The organism is Micromonospora arborensis (assembly GCF_003205615.1).
Taxonomy (GTDB): domain Bacteria; phylum Actinomycetota; class Actinomycetes; order Mycobacteriales; family Micromonosporaceae; genus Micromonospora; species Micromonospora arborensis.
The window spans coordinates 1-15,597 of record NZ_PYBV01000026.1 but is presented as its reverse complement, the minus strand read 5'-3'; the positions used below and the strand labels follow the sequence as shown (position 1 = coordinate 15,597).

Annotated in this window: 14 protein-coding genes; 4 read left to right on the top strand and 10 right to left on the bottom strand. The window is 71.6% G+C overall.

Features of this window, described 5'->3' with window-relative positions; genetic code table 11:
* The first annotated feature begins 21 nt into the window (after nucleotides 1-21).
* A complete protein-coding gene (locus tag C7C45_RS20375; RefSeq protein ID WP_146247358.1) occupies nucleotides 22-1,431 on the top strand; it encodes a glycosyltransferase family 39 protein in 1,410 nt (469 codons plus the stop codon).
* Nucleotides 1,432-1,474: 43 nt separating this feature from the next.
* Here the strand turns inward: C7C45_RS20375 and C7C45_RS20370 are convergent, their stop codons facing one another.
* The 3 genes from C7C45_RS20370 to C7C45_RS20360 all read right to left on the bottom strand — a co-directional run bounded on the left by C7C45_RS20370 (nucleotide 1,475) and on the right by C7C45_RS20360 (nucleotide 4,061).
* Nucleotides 1,475-2,077 (bottom strand): hypothetical protein, encoded by a 603-nt coding sequence (locus C7C45_RS20370; RefSeq protein ID WP_110565279.1) that lies wholly within the window; start codon nucleotides 2,075-2,077, stop codon nucleotides 1,475-1,477.
* A gap of 182 nt (nucleotides 2,078-2,259) precedes the next feature.
* The gene (locus C7C45_RS20365; protein ID WP_110565278.1) at nucleotides 2,260-2,721 is read right to left on the bottom strand and encodes a hypothetical protein; all 462 of its coding nucleotides are present in this window, start codon (nucleotides 2,719-2,721) and stop codon (nucleotides 2,260-2,262) included.
* Between the two features lie 23 nt (nucleotides 2,722-2,744).
* A complete protein-coding gene (locus C7C45_RS20360) occupies nucleotides 2,745-4,061 on the bottom strand; it encodes an RICIN domain-containing protein (protein ID WP_244200472.1) in 1,317 nt (438 codons plus the stop codon).
* 157 nt (nucleotides 4,062-4,218) lie between these two features.
* Between C7C45_RS20360 and C7C45_RS20355 the strand changes: the two genes are divergently transcribed.
* Nucleotides 4,219-5,406 (top strand): spore photoproduct lyase family protein, encoded by a 1,188-nt coding sequence (locus tag C7C45_RS20355; protein ID WP_208641233.1) that lies wholly within the window; start codon nucleotides 4,219-4,221, stop codon nucleotides 5,404-5,406.
* 40 nt (nucleotides 5,407-5,446) lie between these two features.
* On the opposite strand, the gene C7C45_RS20350 is transcribed toward C7C45_RS20355, so the two are convergent.
* The 3 genes from C7C45_RS20350 to C7C45_RS20340 form a co-directional block, all read right to left on the bottom strand.
* Complete coding sequence (locus C7C45_RS20350; RefSeq protein WP_110565348.1) at nucleotides 5,447-5,953, bottom strand: DinB family protein; 507 nt, start codon at nucleotides 5,951-5,953, stop codon at nucleotides 5,447-5,449.
* A 50-nt stretch (nucleotides 5,954-6,003) separates the two neighbouring features.
* Complete coding sequence (locus tag C7C45_RS20345; RefSeq protein ID WP_244200471.1) at nucleotides 6,004-6,870, bottom strand: M15 family metallopeptidase; 867 nt, start codon at nucleotides 6,868-6,870, stop codon at nucleotides 6,004-6,006.
* A gap of 99 nt (nucleotides 6,871-6,969) precedes the next feature.
* A complete protein-coding gene (locus C7C45_RS20340) occupies nucleotides 6,970-7,938 on the bottom strand; it encodes an acetylxylan esterase (protein WP_110565277.1) in 969 nt (322 codons plus the stop codon).
* Nucleotides 7,939-8,123: 185 nt separating this feature from the next.
* Between C7C45_RS20340 and C7C45_RS20335 the strand changes: the two genes are divergently transcribed.
* Nucleotides 8,124-9,158, top strand: coding sequence for a LacI family DNA-binding transcriptional regulator (locus C7C45_RS20335; RefSeq protein ID WP_110565346.1), 1,035 nt, complete (start codon nucleotides 8,124-8,126; stop codon nucleotides 9,156-9,158).
* Between the two features lie 138 nt (nucleotides 9,159-9,296).
* On the opposite strand, the gene C7C45_RS20330 is transcribed toward C7C45_RS20335, so the two are convergent.
* The 3 genes from C7C45_RS20330 to C7C45_RS20320 all read right to left on the bottom strand — a co-directional run bounded on the left by C7C45_RS20330 (nucleotide 9,297) and on the right by C7C45_RS20320 (nucleotide 12,215).
* Nucleotides 9,297-10,142, bottom strand: a complete 846-nt coding sequence (locus tag C7C45_RS20330) for a peptidylprolyl isomerase (RefSeq protein ID WP_244200470.1) — start codon at nucleotides 10,140-10,142, stop codon at nucleotides 9,297-9,299.
* 70 nt (nucleotides 10,143-10,212) lie between these two features.
* On the bottom strand, nucleotides 10,213-11,424 hold the full coding sequence (locus C7C45_RS20325) for a D-alanyl-D-alanine carboxypeptidase family protein (protein WP_110565275.1): 1,212 nt from the start codon (nucleotides 11,422-11,424) through the stop codon (nucleotides 10,213-10,215).
* Between the two features lie 53 nt (nucleotides 11,425-11,477).
* The gene (locus C7C45_RS20320; protein ID WP_208641232.1) at nucleotides 11,478-12,215 is read right to left on the bottom strand and encodes a MerR family transcriptional regulator; all 738 of its coding nucleotides are present in this window, start codon (nucleotides 12,213-12,215) and stop codon (nucleotides 11,478-11,480) included.
* Nucleotides 12,216-12,372: 157 nt separating this feature from the next.
* On the opposite strand from C7C45_RS20320, the gene C7C45_RS20315 reads away from it, so the two are divergent.
* Complete coding sequence (locus C7C45_RS20315) at nucleotides 12,373-14,643, top strand: ATP-binding cassette domain-containing protein (protein WP_110565274.1); 2,271 nt, start codon at nucleotides 12,373-12,375, stop codon at nucleotides 14,641-14,643.
* 21 nt (nucleotides 14,644-14,664) lie between these two features.
* Here the strand turns inward: C7C45_RS20315 and C7C45_RS20310 are convergent, their stop codons facing one another.
* Nucleotides 14,665-15,084, bottom strand: coding sequence for a protein-tyrosine phosphatase family protein (locus C7C45_RS20310; protein WP_110565273.1), 420 nt, complete (start codon nucleotides 15,082-15,084; stop codon nucleotides 14,665-14,667).
* Nucleotides 15,085-15,597 lie beyond the last annotated feature (513 nt).

Here is a 15,597-nt window from a genome sequence, read left to right as displayed (position 1 = left end):
GACACCCGGTCCGGATGGTCGGTGGCGAGTTGGCTAATCCCCGCGCTTGTCGCGCTGGTGCTGGGCCTGTGGCGGCTGACTGGTCCGGCGCTCTGGGCCGACGAGTTGGCCACCTGGGGCGCGGTCCGGTTGAGCTGGTCGCAGCTGTGGCGACTCGCCGGTTCGGTGGACGCGGTCCTGACGCCCTACTACCTCCTGATGAAGGCGTACGCGGCCGTGGCCGGCACGTCCACGGCCGCGTTGCGGCTGCCCTCGGTCGCCGCCATCGCCGTCGCCACGGTCGTGGTGACCGCGCTCGGGCGCCGGCTCGGCGGCACCGGGACGGGTCTGCTGGCCGGGCTGCTCTTCGCGATCCTGCCGGTCACCTCCCGGTACGCGCAGGAAGCCCGGTCCTACGCCCTGGTGATCCTCGGGGCCGCTGTCGCCGTGTGGTGCCTGGTCCGACTGCTGGAGGATCCCTCGCGCCGTCGACTGACCGGGTACGCCGCCGCCGTCGGATTCGTCGGGCTGCTGCATCCGCTCAACGGTCTGCTCATGCTCGCCGGTCACGCCGTCGCGGTCGGTTGGTGGCAGCTTCCCCATCGTGGCGCGGGTTGGCGGACCGCGCGCCGTTGGGTCGCGGCGTCCGGCGTGGGAGTGCTGCCGGCGCTGGCGCTGGCCGTCTGGGGCGCCGGTCAGACCGCCCAGGTGTCCTGGATCGCGCTGGTCAACCTGAGTGCCCTGCAGGCGTTCCCCGAGCGGCTCTTCCACTCCGCGGCCGTCGGCGGGCTCGTCCTCGTCCTCGCGGTTCTCGGCGTGCGCCGCGCCCCAGCGTACGTCTGCCTGGCCGGCGCGGCGTTCGTTCCGATGGCGCTGCTGTTGCTCGCCGGCACCCACCTGCACGTCTGGGTGGCCCGCTACGTGCTGGTCGTGCTGCCGGCGCTGGCCGTCCTCGCCGCGTCCGCCCTGGCCCACGTCGGACGATCATCGGCCGTCGTCGCGTTCTGCCTGGCGGTCGTCCTGGGCTTTCCCGCCCACGTCACCATCCGGGCCCACGCCGGTCACAGCCAGGATTCGTACCGCATCGCGTCGGTCATCGGCCCCCGCTACCAACCTGGCGACGTGGTGGTGTTTCCGGACAGCCACCCGAGCATCCCCTGGTCACCACGGGACATCTACGAGCGCTACCTGCCCGCCCCGCGACCCCCGGACGTGCTGCGCGTCGCCCCGCAGCGCACCGACGGCAGGTTCCTGGCCACCGAATGCCCCGACGCCACCTGCCTCGGCACGCCACCGCGCGTCTGGATCGTCGGGGCCGACCCCGTGGCCGACCCGCTGCGGGACATGACGCCGGGCAAACGACGGCGGATCAGCGACGGCTACCGGGTCGTGCAGCGCTGGCAGTACCCGCTGCTGAGCATCTGTCTCCTGGAGCGCACGGCCAGCCCGTAGCCGCCGTCATCCGTGCCGTCGCCGCCCGGTTCGGTCGGGCCGCTCAGGTGCCGTAGCTGCCCTGCCGGCGTCGGTGGTAGGCGTAGGCGACCGCGGCGAGCAGTGGTCCCCACAGCAGCAGCGGGAGGTAGCAGACATAGAAGATTGCGGCCTCCCACTCACCGCCCTGGGTGGGGAAGTCCGCAGGGAGCGGCTCGCCTCCCATGTTGACCCCGGCGAATATCCGGACGAAGGCGGTGGTCCACAGGACGGTCACGACGGCCGCGCCGAGCGTCGCGGGAATCAGGGCGGCCAGCGTCGGCACCTGGCGGCCAGCCAGTCCGGGGATCCAGCGCGGGACCCGCTCTCCCCAGCCGGCGACGAGCCCAACGGCGGTGAACGCGATCACCTCCGCCACGATCGAGAGGCAGACGAGGTACACCCGCCCGTCGAGCCCGACGCCGTCGCGGAACGCGACCGGTAGACGCCAGAGCCCCGACGGCAGCACGGTGAACGGGATGGCGTAAGCAGCAATTCGCGCCCACCGGGGCACTCCCGCCACCGGGGCGTGGGCAGTCCGCCACGCCGCACGTAGCCGTGATCCCCCTGTTCCGGCGACCACCGGGAGCGACGGCGTGACGCCGCCGAGCCGATCACGTGTTCTCATGCCGTTCACGCTAGGAACTGGCGCGTCGGACCACCTCCCCCCAGCGAGGGAATGCACCACGTGGAAGGTTGACCCGGGCCTGACCCGTCGATCTTGCAGTTTCGGTCGCCGTTTCGCGTGACATGCCCGTTACGTCGGGACAGAAAGTGCAAGATCGCGCCAACAACGGCGTTGCTTCTGGCTCAGGTGTCGTAGCAGCCGTCCCAGGGCGGATCGAACCCCAGGTCGTCGGGGAGGAATTCGGCGTGGTCCTCGCCGGCGTACTCCTCGGACCAGTCGACCAGCCCGAAGATGTGCCCGTCGACCTCGACCTGGAACAACCCGATGGCGATGTCGGCGAATTCTCGGCCGGGCAGCACGTCGAGCCATTCGACGAGCCGGGCCTCCGCCCGGTCGATGGAGGCCTGCTCGTCTTCGCTGGTGCCGGCGAACCAGGTATCCGAGTCGGTGTGCACGCCGTCGGCGTCGAACCGGTGCAGCACCGCGTACCACCGCTTGTGGCGGTACCAGTTGTCTTCGGCTCCGGCACCGTCCTCAAGTGTCGCGGTGACGGAGCCGAAGAACTGACCCTTGTCGTACCGCCCGATGAAGCGGGTGCGGTAGTCAGGCTCGTGCGCGATCGGCACGCGGTCGGGAATCGCCATGGCGGGAGGTTACCGGGGCGGGGCTACGCCTGGGGTACCAGCCGGAACGACTGCGCCGCAGTGCCGTTGCAGGTGTATTGGACGAGCTGGACGCTGTCCGCCGTGGACGCTCCCGGCACGTCGAGACACTTGCCGCTGAGGCGGTTGACCAGGCGGTAGTAGCCGCCGCCCTCCGATTCGGCCCGCCACTGCTGGTTGTTGCCGCCACTGTAGGACCAGAGCTGGATCGGCGCCGAGTTCGCGGTCGACACATTTGTCACGTCGAGCACCTGGGCACTGTTGTTGCGGTTGTTGACCCGCAGGTAGCCGCCGCTGGTCGGCACGAACTGGTACTGCTGGGCGGCGCTGCTGTTGCAGGCGTACTGCTGGATGGCGGTGCCGTTCGCGCTGGCGGCGGCCCGCGCGTCCACGCACTTGCCGCTACCCCGGTTGACCACGGTGTGCCAGGCGGTCGGCGAGATCGGGCCGGCCGTGGGGGTCGGCGTGGGCGTCGGGGTGGGGACGGTGCCGGCGCCGGCGAGCCAGTGCAGACCGTCGATCAGGAGCTGGTTCTGCTGCGCGCTGTCGAAGGTCGACGACAGCCCGGTGTTGGTGCTGTAGTTCATCGCGTTGTGGCCGAAGTTGGCGTAGAGCATCTTGTACTGCCGATTGCTCCACACCAACGGGTAGTAGCCGCCGTACCAGGACTGGTTGGGGTCGGTGCCGACCGGGAAACTGGACGGGTCGACCGAGGCGAGGATGTCGATGTTCGGGTTCTGCCGCAGGTCGTTGCTCCAGGAGTACCACTCGCTGATCGACGAGGGGAACGTCGCCGGGAGGTTCCGGGTGGCGGCGTGGGTGCGGTTGTCGGCGCGCATCGTGACCCGGGTGGGTCCCCAGGTGTTCGTCTGGAACGCGCCGGTGCCGAGGAAGGTGTTGTAGTACCAGCTCCAGCTCGACGGGTTGTCGGTCCACGCGCTGACGTGGAAGCCCAGCCACGCCCCGCCGTTCTGCATGTACTGCTGGAACGCGGCCCGCTGCCCGCTGGGCGGCGCGTCGTCCAGGAACATGATGACCTTGTACTGGGCCAGGTTGGCGGTGTTCAGCAGGCCCCAGTTGTTGGTGGCTTCCCAGGAGAAGCCGTACTGGGCCGCGGCCTGCGGGAACCAGGCCCGGGCGTCCTTGACGAAGTCGATGTGCGCGGCGTCCCAGGTGCCGTTGTAGAAGGCCAGGACCTTGAACGTCGGCGCGGCCTGCGCCTGCCGCGAGGCGTTGACCGCGAGGCCGGCGCTCAGCGCGACGAGCAGGGCGACGAACAACGACAGGATCCTTCTGGTACGGGAGGAGAGTTCTGCGATCACCTGATCGTCCCTTCGCTGGGGACGCGCCGCCGCGTCGACCGAAATCATCTGTTCACAAGGTTTACAGATAGACGAAAGGTTATGCCTTGCGTCGGGTGGCGTCAATCGTCGGCCAGCCGATCCGTGGGATTCCTGCGACAACGGGTACTCCGCGCCGGTGACCAGCCCGGATGTGGTGAACATCGACCAGCCGCTCGCGGTGGACGTACCCGCCGCGCCACACGACGCGAGCGGAGAGCGGGTGCCGACCCACGACCTGTCCAGCCTCGCGCCGCCGGCCAGGTCAGCACGCCGCTGGACCCCGGCCCGGGTGGTCGCCACCCCGGCCGCGCTCGAGCACCCGCACGGCCAGCGGATCGTCACACTGGTGCAGGCACAGGGCATCGAGGTGGAACACCTGCGCTCCAACCGACTGACCGGCGTACGCGGGCAAACCGACCGGGAGACGTACGCCCGGGCCAAGGCGACCATGGCGATCGTGGTGAGCCCACCGTCGCGACGCGCCCTGCAACCCATCGCGCCCAGCGCCGACTGGCGAGTCGACCTGGCCGAGGGCTGCCCGGCACACTGCCAGTACTGCTACCTCGCCGGATCGCTGTCCGGCCCGCCGGTGACCCGGGTGTACGCGGACCTGGAGGACATCCTGGGCGGGCTGGCCGAGTACGCCGGGCGCGGCACGGTGACCAGCCGCAACGCCCGGCGCGCCGACGAGGGCACCACCTTCGAGGCGTCCTGCTACACGGACCCGCTGGCGTTGGAGCATCTGACCGGTAGCTGGCGACGGGCGGTGGAACACTTCGCCGACTGGGACGCACCGGTGCAGTTGCGCTGGACCACCAAGTACGCCGACGTGGCGACATTCGTCGGGCTGCCGCACGCCGGTCGGACCCGGGTCCGGTTCAGCGTCAACTGCGCCCCCGTGAGCGTTCGGTTCGAGGGCGGCACCGCCCGGGTGCCGGACCGGCTGGCCGCGCTGCGCCGGCTCGCGCTCGACGGCTACCCGGTCGGGCTGACCATCGCGCCGATCATCGCGCTGCCCGACTGGCGGGAGCGCTACGGCGAGTTGCTCGACCAGGTGCGCGCGGCGGTCGACGGGGTGCCGGAGCTGGACCTGACCGCCGAGCTCATCACCCACCGGTTCACCCCGGGCAGCAAGGAGGTGCTGCTCGGTTGGTACCCGCGGACCCGCCTGGAGATGGACGAGGAGTCCCGCAGTCGCAAACACGGCAAGTTCGGCGCGGTGAAGTACGTCTACCCGCGCGACACCATGGCTGAGCTGCGCGAGTGGTTCCACGCCGAACTCGCGGCCCGCGTACCGGCCTGCCGGATCCTCTACTGGACCTGATCGACGGCGGGCACCTGACCGGCGGCCAGCGGTTGGCGACTCAGACGCCGACGGTGCCGTCGACGCCCTCGCGCAGGAAGTCGGCGTGACCGTTGTGCCGGGCGTACTCGTGGATCAGGTGCAGCATCACCAGCCGCAGCGACACGGTCTCGCCGGAGCGGACGTTGTGGCCCGTCACGTCCAGCGACGCCGCCGCCCGCTCGATTCGGCGGGCGTGCTCGACCTCGCGCTCCCAGGCGTCGAAGGCCTCGGCGCGGGTGGCCGACCTGGCGTCGTACGCCTGCTGGAAGTCGCCGGTCTCCGACCAGACCAACGGGATGTCCTCGCCGGCGATGACCCGCCGGAACCAGGCGCGTTCCACCTCCGCCATGTGCCGCACCAGGCCGAGCAGGGACAGCGTGGAGGGCGGCATGGACTGCCGGCGCAGTTCCTCGTCGGAGAGACCGTCGCACTTGAGAGCCAGCGTCGCGCGATGGAAATCGAGGAAGGCGCGCAGCGTCTCCCGCTCGTCGCCGGTGACCGGAGGGCCGATCCGTTCGGTGGTCATTGACGTGATCATGCCGGATGGCATCGGCGGCGGCGGTGCCGGGGCGCGCGTCAGCCGACCGAGGAGCGGGCGACCGGCGCGGTGAAGAACGTGTCCGGGTACGGCTCGTCGCGGAGGCTGTAGTGCCACCACTCGAGTTCGTAGTTGACGAATCCGGCGTCGGTCATCAGCCGCTGCAACAACCGACGGTTGTCTCGTGCCGTACCGGTGATGCGCGGGTCGGCGGTGTGCGCGCGGGCGTCGAAACAGTCGAAACCCGTCCCCATGTCGATGCTGTTGTCGGGGAACCGCTGCCCCCGTGGCGCGGTGCACGCGACCAGCGGTTGCCCGACCCGGTACGGTGGCTGGCTGGCGGCGGGCTCGTCGACCAGGGTCAGGTCCATGGTGCTGCCCCGACTGTGCGCGGTGGGCGCCCCGATGTAACCCTCGGCGAAGAGCCGGTTCTTGGCCACGTCCGGATAGAACTCGGCCTTCGTCTCCTGCTCGCCGGGGCGCTTGGCCCAGGCGACGAAGTCGTCCACCGCCGGCTGCGGGCGGTAGCAGTCGTACACCTTGAGGCTGTGCCCACCGGCCAGCGCGGCGTCCTGCACCCGGCGCAGCGCCTCGGCGGCCTGTCGGGTGAGCAGGCACAGCGGCTCCGGATACGCGGTGATCGGGCGGCCGACGAAGTTGTGCGCGGTGGCGTACCGGATGTCGGCGTGGATGCGCGGGTCGGCGTCGGTCAGCACCACGAACCCCGGCAGCCGGTCCGCGACGGGGACGGACGAGGCGGGGGTCGGACTGGGGACGGGGGTCGGCCGGGGGGTGGGGCTCACCGGCGTCGGTTGCGGCGCGGCCGGCGCGGGGCGGGGCTCCGGCCGCGAGCAGCCACCGAGCAGCGCGGTGAGCGCGAGCACGACGGCGAGGCGGTGGCGCACGACTCCTGTCTATCAGCCCCGCCCGGCACGGGGTGCCGGATCAGCCAGCCCCGCCCGGCCCAGCGTGCCGGATCAGCCAGCCCGGCACCCCGGGCCGGATCACGCCCCGGTCAGGTGTTCGCGTAGGAAGACCAGCGCGGCCTCGTCGTCGTCGATCCCGCCGGCCTCGTGGCCGTTGTACCGCCACACCGCCAACTCGGTGGGCCCGGCGTGGGCGTTGACCGCCGCGTAGACCGTCGACGGGGGCACGATGTCGTCCATCAACGCCACCGAGTACCGCGCCGGGCGGCGGCAGCGCCGGGCGAAGTTAACCCCGTCGATGTACGCCAGGGTGGTCAGCACCCGCTCCTCGGCGTTCCGGTGGATCGCCAGGTAGTCGCGGATCTCCCGGTAGGGGCGGGCGGCCGTGGTCACCACCGCGCGCGGGATGTCGCAGAGGAACGGCACGAACGCGACCACCGCCCGCACCCCGGGTGCCAACGTGCCGGCGGCGAGCGCCAACCCGCCGCCCTGGCTGTGCCCGAGCACCGCCACCCGGGTCGGGTCGACCACCGGCAGGGTCCGGACGGCGTCCACCGCCCGGACCGCGTCGGTGATCAGTCGCCGGTAGTAGTAGGTCTTCGGGTCGGCGATGCCCCGGGTCGTCACCCCGGGCGCCTCCGGGCCGGCTGCGCCGAGGTCCGGGGTGTCCCCCCGGCTCCATCCCGAGCCCTGCCCCCGGGTGTCCATCTGCAGGTGCGCGAACCCGGCGGACGCCCAGAGCAGGTTCTCCAACGGGTGCCCGCGCCCGCCGCCGTAGCCGGCGAACTGGACCACGGTCGGCAGCGCCGTGTCGGCGCCGCGGGGCACCCGCAGCCAGGCTCGCACCGGCTGGCCCGCGAAACCCGCGAAGGTCACATCGAGTACGTCGATGCTGGCCAGCCCGGTGTCGACCGGCTCGGCCCGGACCGGCCAGCCGGCACCCCGGGCCTCGGCCAGGGTGCCGGCCCAGAAGTCGTCGAAGTCCGCTGGTTCCCGGACCACCCCGCGGTAGTCGCGCAACTGTTCCTCAGGCAGATCGGTGTACATGCCGTCCCCAAGTCCGATGAACTTCCGGAAGATTTCCGCAACTTCGGCGAACGCTAGAACCGACCTGGCATGTCGTCAACCCGCATCGGTGGGGCAAGATGACGCGTGGAACGGGCACACCGTTTCGGGACACACGGTTGACGACGTGTTGTGGTCGTTCTTCCGGCTCGGTGAAGGAGACGCGGGTGGGCGCGGACGACGGACGCAGGGTGACCATCACCGCGATCGCACGGGAGGCCGGGGTGTCGGTGCCGACCGTGTCCCGGGTGCTCAACGGTCGCTCCGATGTGGCCCCGGACACCCGGGAGCGGGTCGAGGAGCTGCTGCGGCACCACGGCTACCGACGTCGCACCAGCCGCAGCGTCCGCCGCGCCGGCCTCGTCGACCTGGTCTTCAACGACCTGGACAGCCCGTGGGCCGTGGAAATCATCCGGGGCGTGGAGGATGTCGGGCACGGCGCGGGCGTCGGCACGGTGGTCTCGGCGATCCACCGCCAGCCCACCGCGGCCCGGCAGTGGTTGCAGAACCTGCGCACCCGGGCCACCGACGGCGTCATCTTCGTGACCTCGCACCTGAGCCCACCGCTGCACGCGCAGCTACGCCGCCTCAACGTGCCGGTGGTGGTCGTCGACCCGGCCGGTGTGCCGGCCATGGACGTGCCGACGATCGGCGCCACCAACTGGGCTGGCGGCCTCGCCGCGACCGAGCATCTGCTCGCGATCGGGCACCGGCGCATCGGCTTCGTGGCCGGGCCGACGAGTCTGCTGTGCAGCCGCGCGCGGCTCGACGGTTACCGGGCCGGGCTGGAGAGCGCCGGGGTGCCGGTGGACGACGTCCTGATCTACCCGGGCGACTTCTACCACGCCTCCGGTTTCGCCGGCGGGACCGCGCTGCTCGACCTCGCCGATCCGCCGACCGGCATCTTCGCCGCCAGTGACCAGATGGCCTTCGGCGTGTACGAGGCCATCCGGCGCCGAGGACTCCGCGTGCCGGACGACGTGAGCGTCGTCGGCTTCGACGACCTGCCGGAGGCCCGCTGGGCCTCACCACCGCTGACCACAGTGCGCCAACCGTTGGTCGAGATGGGACGGTTGGCGGCACGGACCGTGCTGCGCCTGGCCCAGGGTGAGGGCATCGACTCGCCGCGGGTCGAACTCGCCACGGAAATGGTCGTCCGCGACAGCACCGCCCCGCCGACCGGGTCGGCTGGCCCGTCGTGACGGCCGGAACTGGGTCGGTAACCGGTTGGACCAGTTCCGATCCGCTTCCGAAAATTCCGGGTGCCGGGCGTGCCCGCTGGGCGTTACCGAACCCGCTGGCGCGGTGAGCGACCGAGCGTCGCCCACCGCGCCACGCTCTCAGTGGTGGTGTGCGCGGACGGCCTTGCGGATGTCGACCGGCAGCGCGGGCGCGCCGTCGACCGGTGCCGGGTCCTCGGCGGTCGGCGCCACTCCCCCGGCGGCGATCCGGTCCAGCGTGGCCAGACCGGCCCCGTCGATCTCGCCGAAGATCGTGTAGTTGGGGCGCAGCGCGGAGTTCGCGTAGACCAGGAAGAACTGGCTGCCGTTGGTGTCCGGCCCGGCGTTGGCCATGGCCAGCACGCCCCGCGCGTACACCCGACGTTCCCCGGTGGGGTCGGTCGGTGCCGGCGGCAGGTCGGTCGGCAGTTCGTCGCGGTACCGGTACCCCGGGCCACCCTCGCCGGTGCCGGACGGGTCACCGCACTGCAGCACGCTCAGCGTGGGGTACGCGGTGAGCCGGTGGCACGAGGTGCGGTCGTAGAAGCGCTTGCCGACCAGGTGCAGGAAGCTCTGCACGGTGCACGGCGCGGCGGCCCGGTCGAGGGTCAACCCGATCGGCCCGTGGTTGGTCGCCAGGGTCACCCGGACGCTGCCCCGCGTCGGGGTGCGTCGCGGGTCGGGCGGCAGCGGCACCGGCCGGGCCGCGGGTTCGTCGGGCGTCTGCGTGTACGCGCACGGGCCGTGGGTGGTGCGCGGCGGTCGGGTGGCGGTGTCGACGGTGGCGGCCGACGCGGCGGACGCCGTCACCGCGTCGGCCGACGGGCCGGGCGCGGCGAGCGCGGTGGCGGACGCGCCGACGACCAGCGCACCGGCGAGCACGGTCACCCCCGCGAGGCGGGACAGGGCGCGCACCGGCCGACGGGGTGCCGCCACACCGGGGCACGGTTCGAGTTCACTCGACACTGGGATCCTCCTGGACTCGTGGTGCCAGAAAGACCGGAGTCTATGGACGTCAGCGCCCGATGTCGATCCGTCAGGGCAGCCGAGCGCGACGCCGCCACAGCAGCCCGCCCAACAGCACCAGCACCCCCGCGCCGCTCACCGCGACCACCGACCACAACCATCCCGAGCCGGTACGCGCCGGTCCGCTGGCCGCCGCCGGCCGGGGGCCACCGGGCGCCGCCAGCGCGGACGGCGACGCCGACGGCGTGGCGGTCAACTCGCCCGGCTCGACCAGCCGACCGACGGACGCGTCCCGGGGCAGCGTGAAGCCCCAGTCCAGCAGGGCCGCACCCTGCTCCCAGCCGCGCTTCGGCGCAGGTTCGGCGCCCAACAGGGTCACCACCAGCCGTCGCCCGCCGCGTTCGGCGGCGCCCACGTAGGTGTGCCGGGCCAGATCGGTGAAGCCGGTCTTGCCGCCGAGCGCACCCGGATACTTGAAGATGAGCTGGTTCTCGTTCTGGATCTGGAAACCCTTGGTGCGCTGTGCCGGCTGGGCGGGGATCGCCGTCTGCTTCGTCAGCGCGTACCTGCGGAAGGCCGGCTCGGCGAAGCAGGCCCGGGCGATCAGCGCCAGGTCGTACGCGCTGGTGAACTGTCCCTTGCCGTCCAGGCCCGACGGGGTGACCGCGTGTGTCTGGAGGGCGCCGAGCCGGTGCGCCTGCTCGTTCATGGCGCGTACGCCGTCGGCCGCGTCGGTCCCGCCGCTGCCGAGCCGGGCGAGCGCGTTGGCCGCCTCGTTGCCGGAGTTGAGCAGCAGCCCGAGCCAGATGGTCTCGATGGTGTAGCGACCGCCCTCGACCAGACCGACGGCGGAGGAGCCGGGCTCGATGTTCATGTCGTCCGCGGTGACGGTGACCGTCTGCTTCGGGTCCAGTCGGGGCAGCATCGTGGCGGCGAGCAGTAGCTTCTGCACGCTGGCCGGGGTGCCGTACTCGTGTGGGCCGCAGCCACCGAGCACCTGGCCGCTGTCCAGGTCGGCGACCAGCCACGACGTGGCCGTGATACCCGGTGGCGCGGCGGCGTCGGCCGGCACGACCAGCCCGGCCGTGTCCAGCGCCGCACCGCCGACGACCCGCTGCTCGGGCACGGCGGGCGGGGGCGTGGGCCGGGGCGGACGGGACATTTTCGGCGCCGGCACCCGGGGGCATCGGACGGTCGGACCGGCAGGCGCTCCCGCGGCGGCGACCGGCGCGGGAGCGAGCAGGATGACGGACGCCGTGGCGGCCAGCAGCGCAGCTCTCATGTGCCCGACCCTAGTCAACAAGATCGCCCGGCGGGACGGGATACCCCGGTCGGTCAATCCGCTTCGCCGCGAACGCGCAGGTAGTCGTGCAGCGCGGCGCTCCCCCGCAGCCGACGCAGGCTGCGGACGTGCAGCTCCTGCTCACGGCGGGCAAGCTCGGCGCGGACCCGCTGAGCGCTTCCGGCGCTCCGCAGTTCGCCCAGCACCGCCTCGATGATCTCGAACGGGTACGTGCCTCGGCGCAGCAACGCGATGACCTGTGCGGCGCGTAGCTCCGCCTCGTCGTACACCCGGTAGTTGGTGCCCGGGGTGCGGCCCGGCCGCAGCAGGTCGCGCTCCTCCCACAGCCGTAGCTGCGACGTCCGGACCCCGACCAGGGTGGCGACCGCGCCGATGCGGACGCCCCGGCGCGGTGCCGGCCGGGCCGGCGGTGAGCTGGCCAGCACGGTCTCGAAGGCGCCGAGCACCCGACGGATCTCGGCGCGCTCCCGGTCCAGCTCGGCGTGGCCGCCGTCGAGCGCCGCGAGGGCCGCCGGCAGGTCGCCCCCGTGCACCGCCGCCATGATCTCGCGGGTACGGCTCCAGCCGTGCCCCTCGGCCAACCGCCGCGCCACGGTCAGCGCCCGAGCGTGCTCGGTCGTGAAGATCCGGTACCCGCTCGCGGTGCGCCGCACCGGCGGCAGCACACCCAGCTCGACGTAGTTGCGCACCTGCTGCACCGAGATCCCGACGGTGGCCGCCAGGTCCACGGCGCGGAGCCGATCTTCCCGGGCGATGTTCACACGAGTCACCGTACTGCTTACCACGTGATTTGAGACTTTCCGGGGCGTCCTGTTGGAGCCTGCGCTTGGGTGTCGTCAGAAGTCTCTACAGGGGGATGAATGAGACAATGGAACCCGCCAGCGCCCGGCGGGAGGAACTCCCGCCATGACTCCGTGAAGGGTTCGCATGTCGCAGCCAGCATGGTCCGCCGCCGACAGTCACGACATGATCGAGGTACGCGGAGCGCGGGAGAACAATCTCGCCAGCGTCTCGGTCGACATCCCCAAGCGCCGGTTGACCGTCTTCACCGGTGTCTCCGGGTCGGGCAAGTCGTCACTGGTCTTCGGCACCATCGCCGCAGAGTCCCAGCGCATGATCAACGAGACCTACAGCGCGTTCCTCCAGTCGTTCATGCCGAACCTCAACCGGCCCGACGTCGACTCGCTGCGCAACCTCAGCGCGGCCATCGTCGTCGACCAGGAGCGGATGGGAGTCAACTCCCGCTCCACCGTCGGCACCGCCACCGACGCGTACGCCATGCTGCGGATCCTCTTCAGCCGGCTCGGCGTGCCATCGGTGGGCGGGTCGGGGGCGTTCAGCTTCAACCTGCCCGAGGGCATGTGCCCCACCTGCGAAGGGCTGGGCCGGGTCTCCGACCTCGACGTGAACGAGCTGGTGGACGTCGAGCGCTCCCTCAACGACGGCGCCATCACCGTGCCCAACTTCGCGGTCGACTCCTGGTACTGGCAGACCATCGTCGGCTCCGGCCTGTTCGACCCGGACGTCAAACTGCAGGACTTCACCCCGCAACAGTGGGAGGACTTCCTCCACAAACCGTCCACGAAGATCAAGGTGGGCAGCAACAACTGGACGTACGAGGGCCTGGCGGTCAAGGTCAAGCGGCTCTACCTGGCCAAGGACCGCGAGTCGATGCAACCGCACATCCGCGCCTTCGTCGACCGGGCCGTCACCTTCGCCAGCTGCGGCGACTGCGGCGGCACCCGACTCAACGCGGCGGCCCTGTCGTCGCGGATCGCCGGGCACAACATCGCCGACTGCTCGGCCATGCAGATCAACGACCTGGCCGCGTTCGTCCGGGGCGTCGACGACCCGGCGGTGGCACCGCTGATCGCCAACCTGCGGGAACTGCTGGAGTCGCTGGTCGAGATCGGGCTGGGCTACCTCAGCCTGGACCGTGAGTCGGCGACCCTGTCCGGCGGTGAGGCGCAACGGGTGAAAATGGTCCGACACCTCGGCTCCAGCCTCTCCGACGTCACGTACGTCTTCGACGAACCCACCGTCGGCCTGCACCCGCACGACATCGCCCGGATGAACGACCTGCTGCTGCGGCTGCGCGACAAGGGCAACACCGTGCTGGTGGTCGAGCACAAACCGGAGACCATCGCGATCGCCGACCACGTCGTCGACCTCGGCCCGGGTGCCGGCACCGACGGCGGCCGGATCTGCTTCACCGGCGACGTGCCCAGCCTGCGCCGCTCCGACACACTCACCGGCCGGCACCTGGACCACCGGGTGACCCTGCGCGATGCGGTACGCCAACCCACCGGACACCTCGCCATCCGCCAGGCCGACCTGCACAACCTGCGCGACGTGGACGTGGACATCCCCCTCGGGGTGCTCACCGTGGTCACCGGCGTCGCCGGCTCCGGCAAGAGCTCACTGATCCACGGGTCGCTGCGCGGCCGCTCCGGGGTCGTGATCGTCGACCAGTCCCCGATCCGCGGGTCACGACGGAGCAACCCGGCAACCTACAGCGGGCTGCTCGACCCGATCCGTACCGCGTTCGCCAAAGCCAACGGAGTCAAGGCGGCACTGTTCAGCGCCAACTCCGAGGGCGCCTGCCCCACCTGCAAGGGCATCGGGCTGATCTACACGGACCTGGCGATGATGGCCGGCGTCGCCAGCGTCTGCGAACGCTGCGAGGGGCGGCGGTTCACCGACGAGGTGCTCACGTACACGTTGCGCGGCAAGAACATCAGCGAAGTCCTGGCCATGTCGGTCACCGAGGCGTACGCCTTCTTTCCGCACGCCATTCTCGGTCGGCTGGTCGACGTCGGGCTGGGCTACCTCAGCCTCGGTCAGCCGCTGACCACCCTGTCCGGCGGGGAACGGCAGCGACTCAAGCTCGCCATCCACCTGGCGGAGAAGACCACCACGTACGTACTGGACGAGCCGACCACCGGCCTGCACCTGGCCGACGTGGACCAACTGCTGGCCCTGCTCGACCGGATGGTCGACGCCGGAAACACGGTGATCGTCATCGAGCACCACCAGGCGGTCATGGCCCACGCGGACTGGCTCATCGACCTCGGCCCGGGCGCCGGGCACGACGGCGGTCAGGTCGTCTTCACCGGCACCCCCGCCGAGCTGGTCACCCGCGGCGACACGCTCACCGCCCACCACCTACGCGAATACGTCAACGAACCGGCGCAGTAACGGCATTCCTGACGGCGGCTGTCAGGAGACGCGGCGCAGCCAGCGTCGCTGCCAGGGGGTTTCCACCGCCTTCGGGTGGTAGCCCGCCCGGACCCACGGCACCGCCCGCTCGACCGGCAGGCCGTCGAGGATCGCCAACGCGGCCAACGCCGTTCCGGTGCGCCCAACCCCACCCCGACAGGCAACCTCGACGCGCTCACCGTCCTGCGCCCGCCGCAACGCCGCCCGCAGCGCGTCGAGGGCATCCTCCCGATCGACCGGCACCCAGAAGTCGGGCCACCGGATCCGCCGAGACGGCCAGGCCGGCTCCGGGCCGGGCGCCAACAGCAGGGCGAAGTCGGCAGGCGAGGCAGCCGCACCGATTCGGCGTCCGCGCACCGCCGCCCCACCAGGAAGCACGAGTACGCCCGGCTGCTCGGACCAGGGCTGAGCATCAGTCACCCGAGCATTGTGCCGCCGCTGGCCGCCGCACGGTGGGCACAAACAGCGCCGCCCCCGGCCTTGTGGACCGGGGGCGGCGCTGGTGTCGGTGTGCAGGTCGCCTCTCGGCGAGTGGCGCGACGCGGCTCCAGCCGAACGGTATTCCGCGAAGGCGATATTAGGTGAGGCCCGGGGACACTGAGTCACACCGACACTGTCCACAACCAGCCCGACCCCCACGATGTTCCCGACCCCGCACCAGAAACCCATGACCGACACAGGCCCGGGTTGCCTGGGGCTGCCCGGGCACGGCTGCGGCACGGGCGGCGCTGGACGGGGCGGGGCGGGGCGGCGCTAGCGCGGGACGGGGCGGCGCTGGCGCGAGCGCGGGACGGGCGGCGGGCGCTGACGGCGGGTGCCGGCCCGCAGCGCCGACGCCTGTGCGGGGTGTGGATATGCCGGTGGCCGGCACCCCGGGGTTCGGGGTGCCGGCCACTGGTCGGGTCGTGCGGGGGGTGCGGGGGTCAGCTGTTC

Coding starts and splice junctions, on each gene's coding strand:
- C7C45_RS20325 (WP_110565275.1), bottom strand. CDS start 11,424: ATGAGAGCTGCGCTGCTGGCCGCCACGGCGTCCGTCATCCTGCTCGCT.
- C7C45_RS20350 (WP_110565348.1), bottom strand. CDS start 5,953: ATGACCACCGAACGGATCGGCCCTCCGGTCACCGGCGACGAGCGGGAG.
- C7C45_RS20365 (WP_110565278.1), bottom strand. CDS start 2,721: ATGGCGATTCCCGACCGCGTGCCGATCGCGCACGAGCCTGACTACCGC.
- C7C45_RS20340 (WP_110565277.1), bottom strand. CDS start 7,938: ATGTACACCGATCTGCCTGAGGAACAGTTGCGCGACTACCGCGGGGTG.
- C7C45_RS20315 (WP_110565274.1), top strand. CDS start 12,373: ATGTCGCAGCCAGCATGGTCCGCCGCCGACAGTCACGACATGATCGAG.
- C7C45_RS20370 (WP_110565279.1), bottom strand. CDS start 2,077: ATGAGAACACGTGATCGGCTCGGCGGCGTCACGCCGTCGCTCCCGGTG.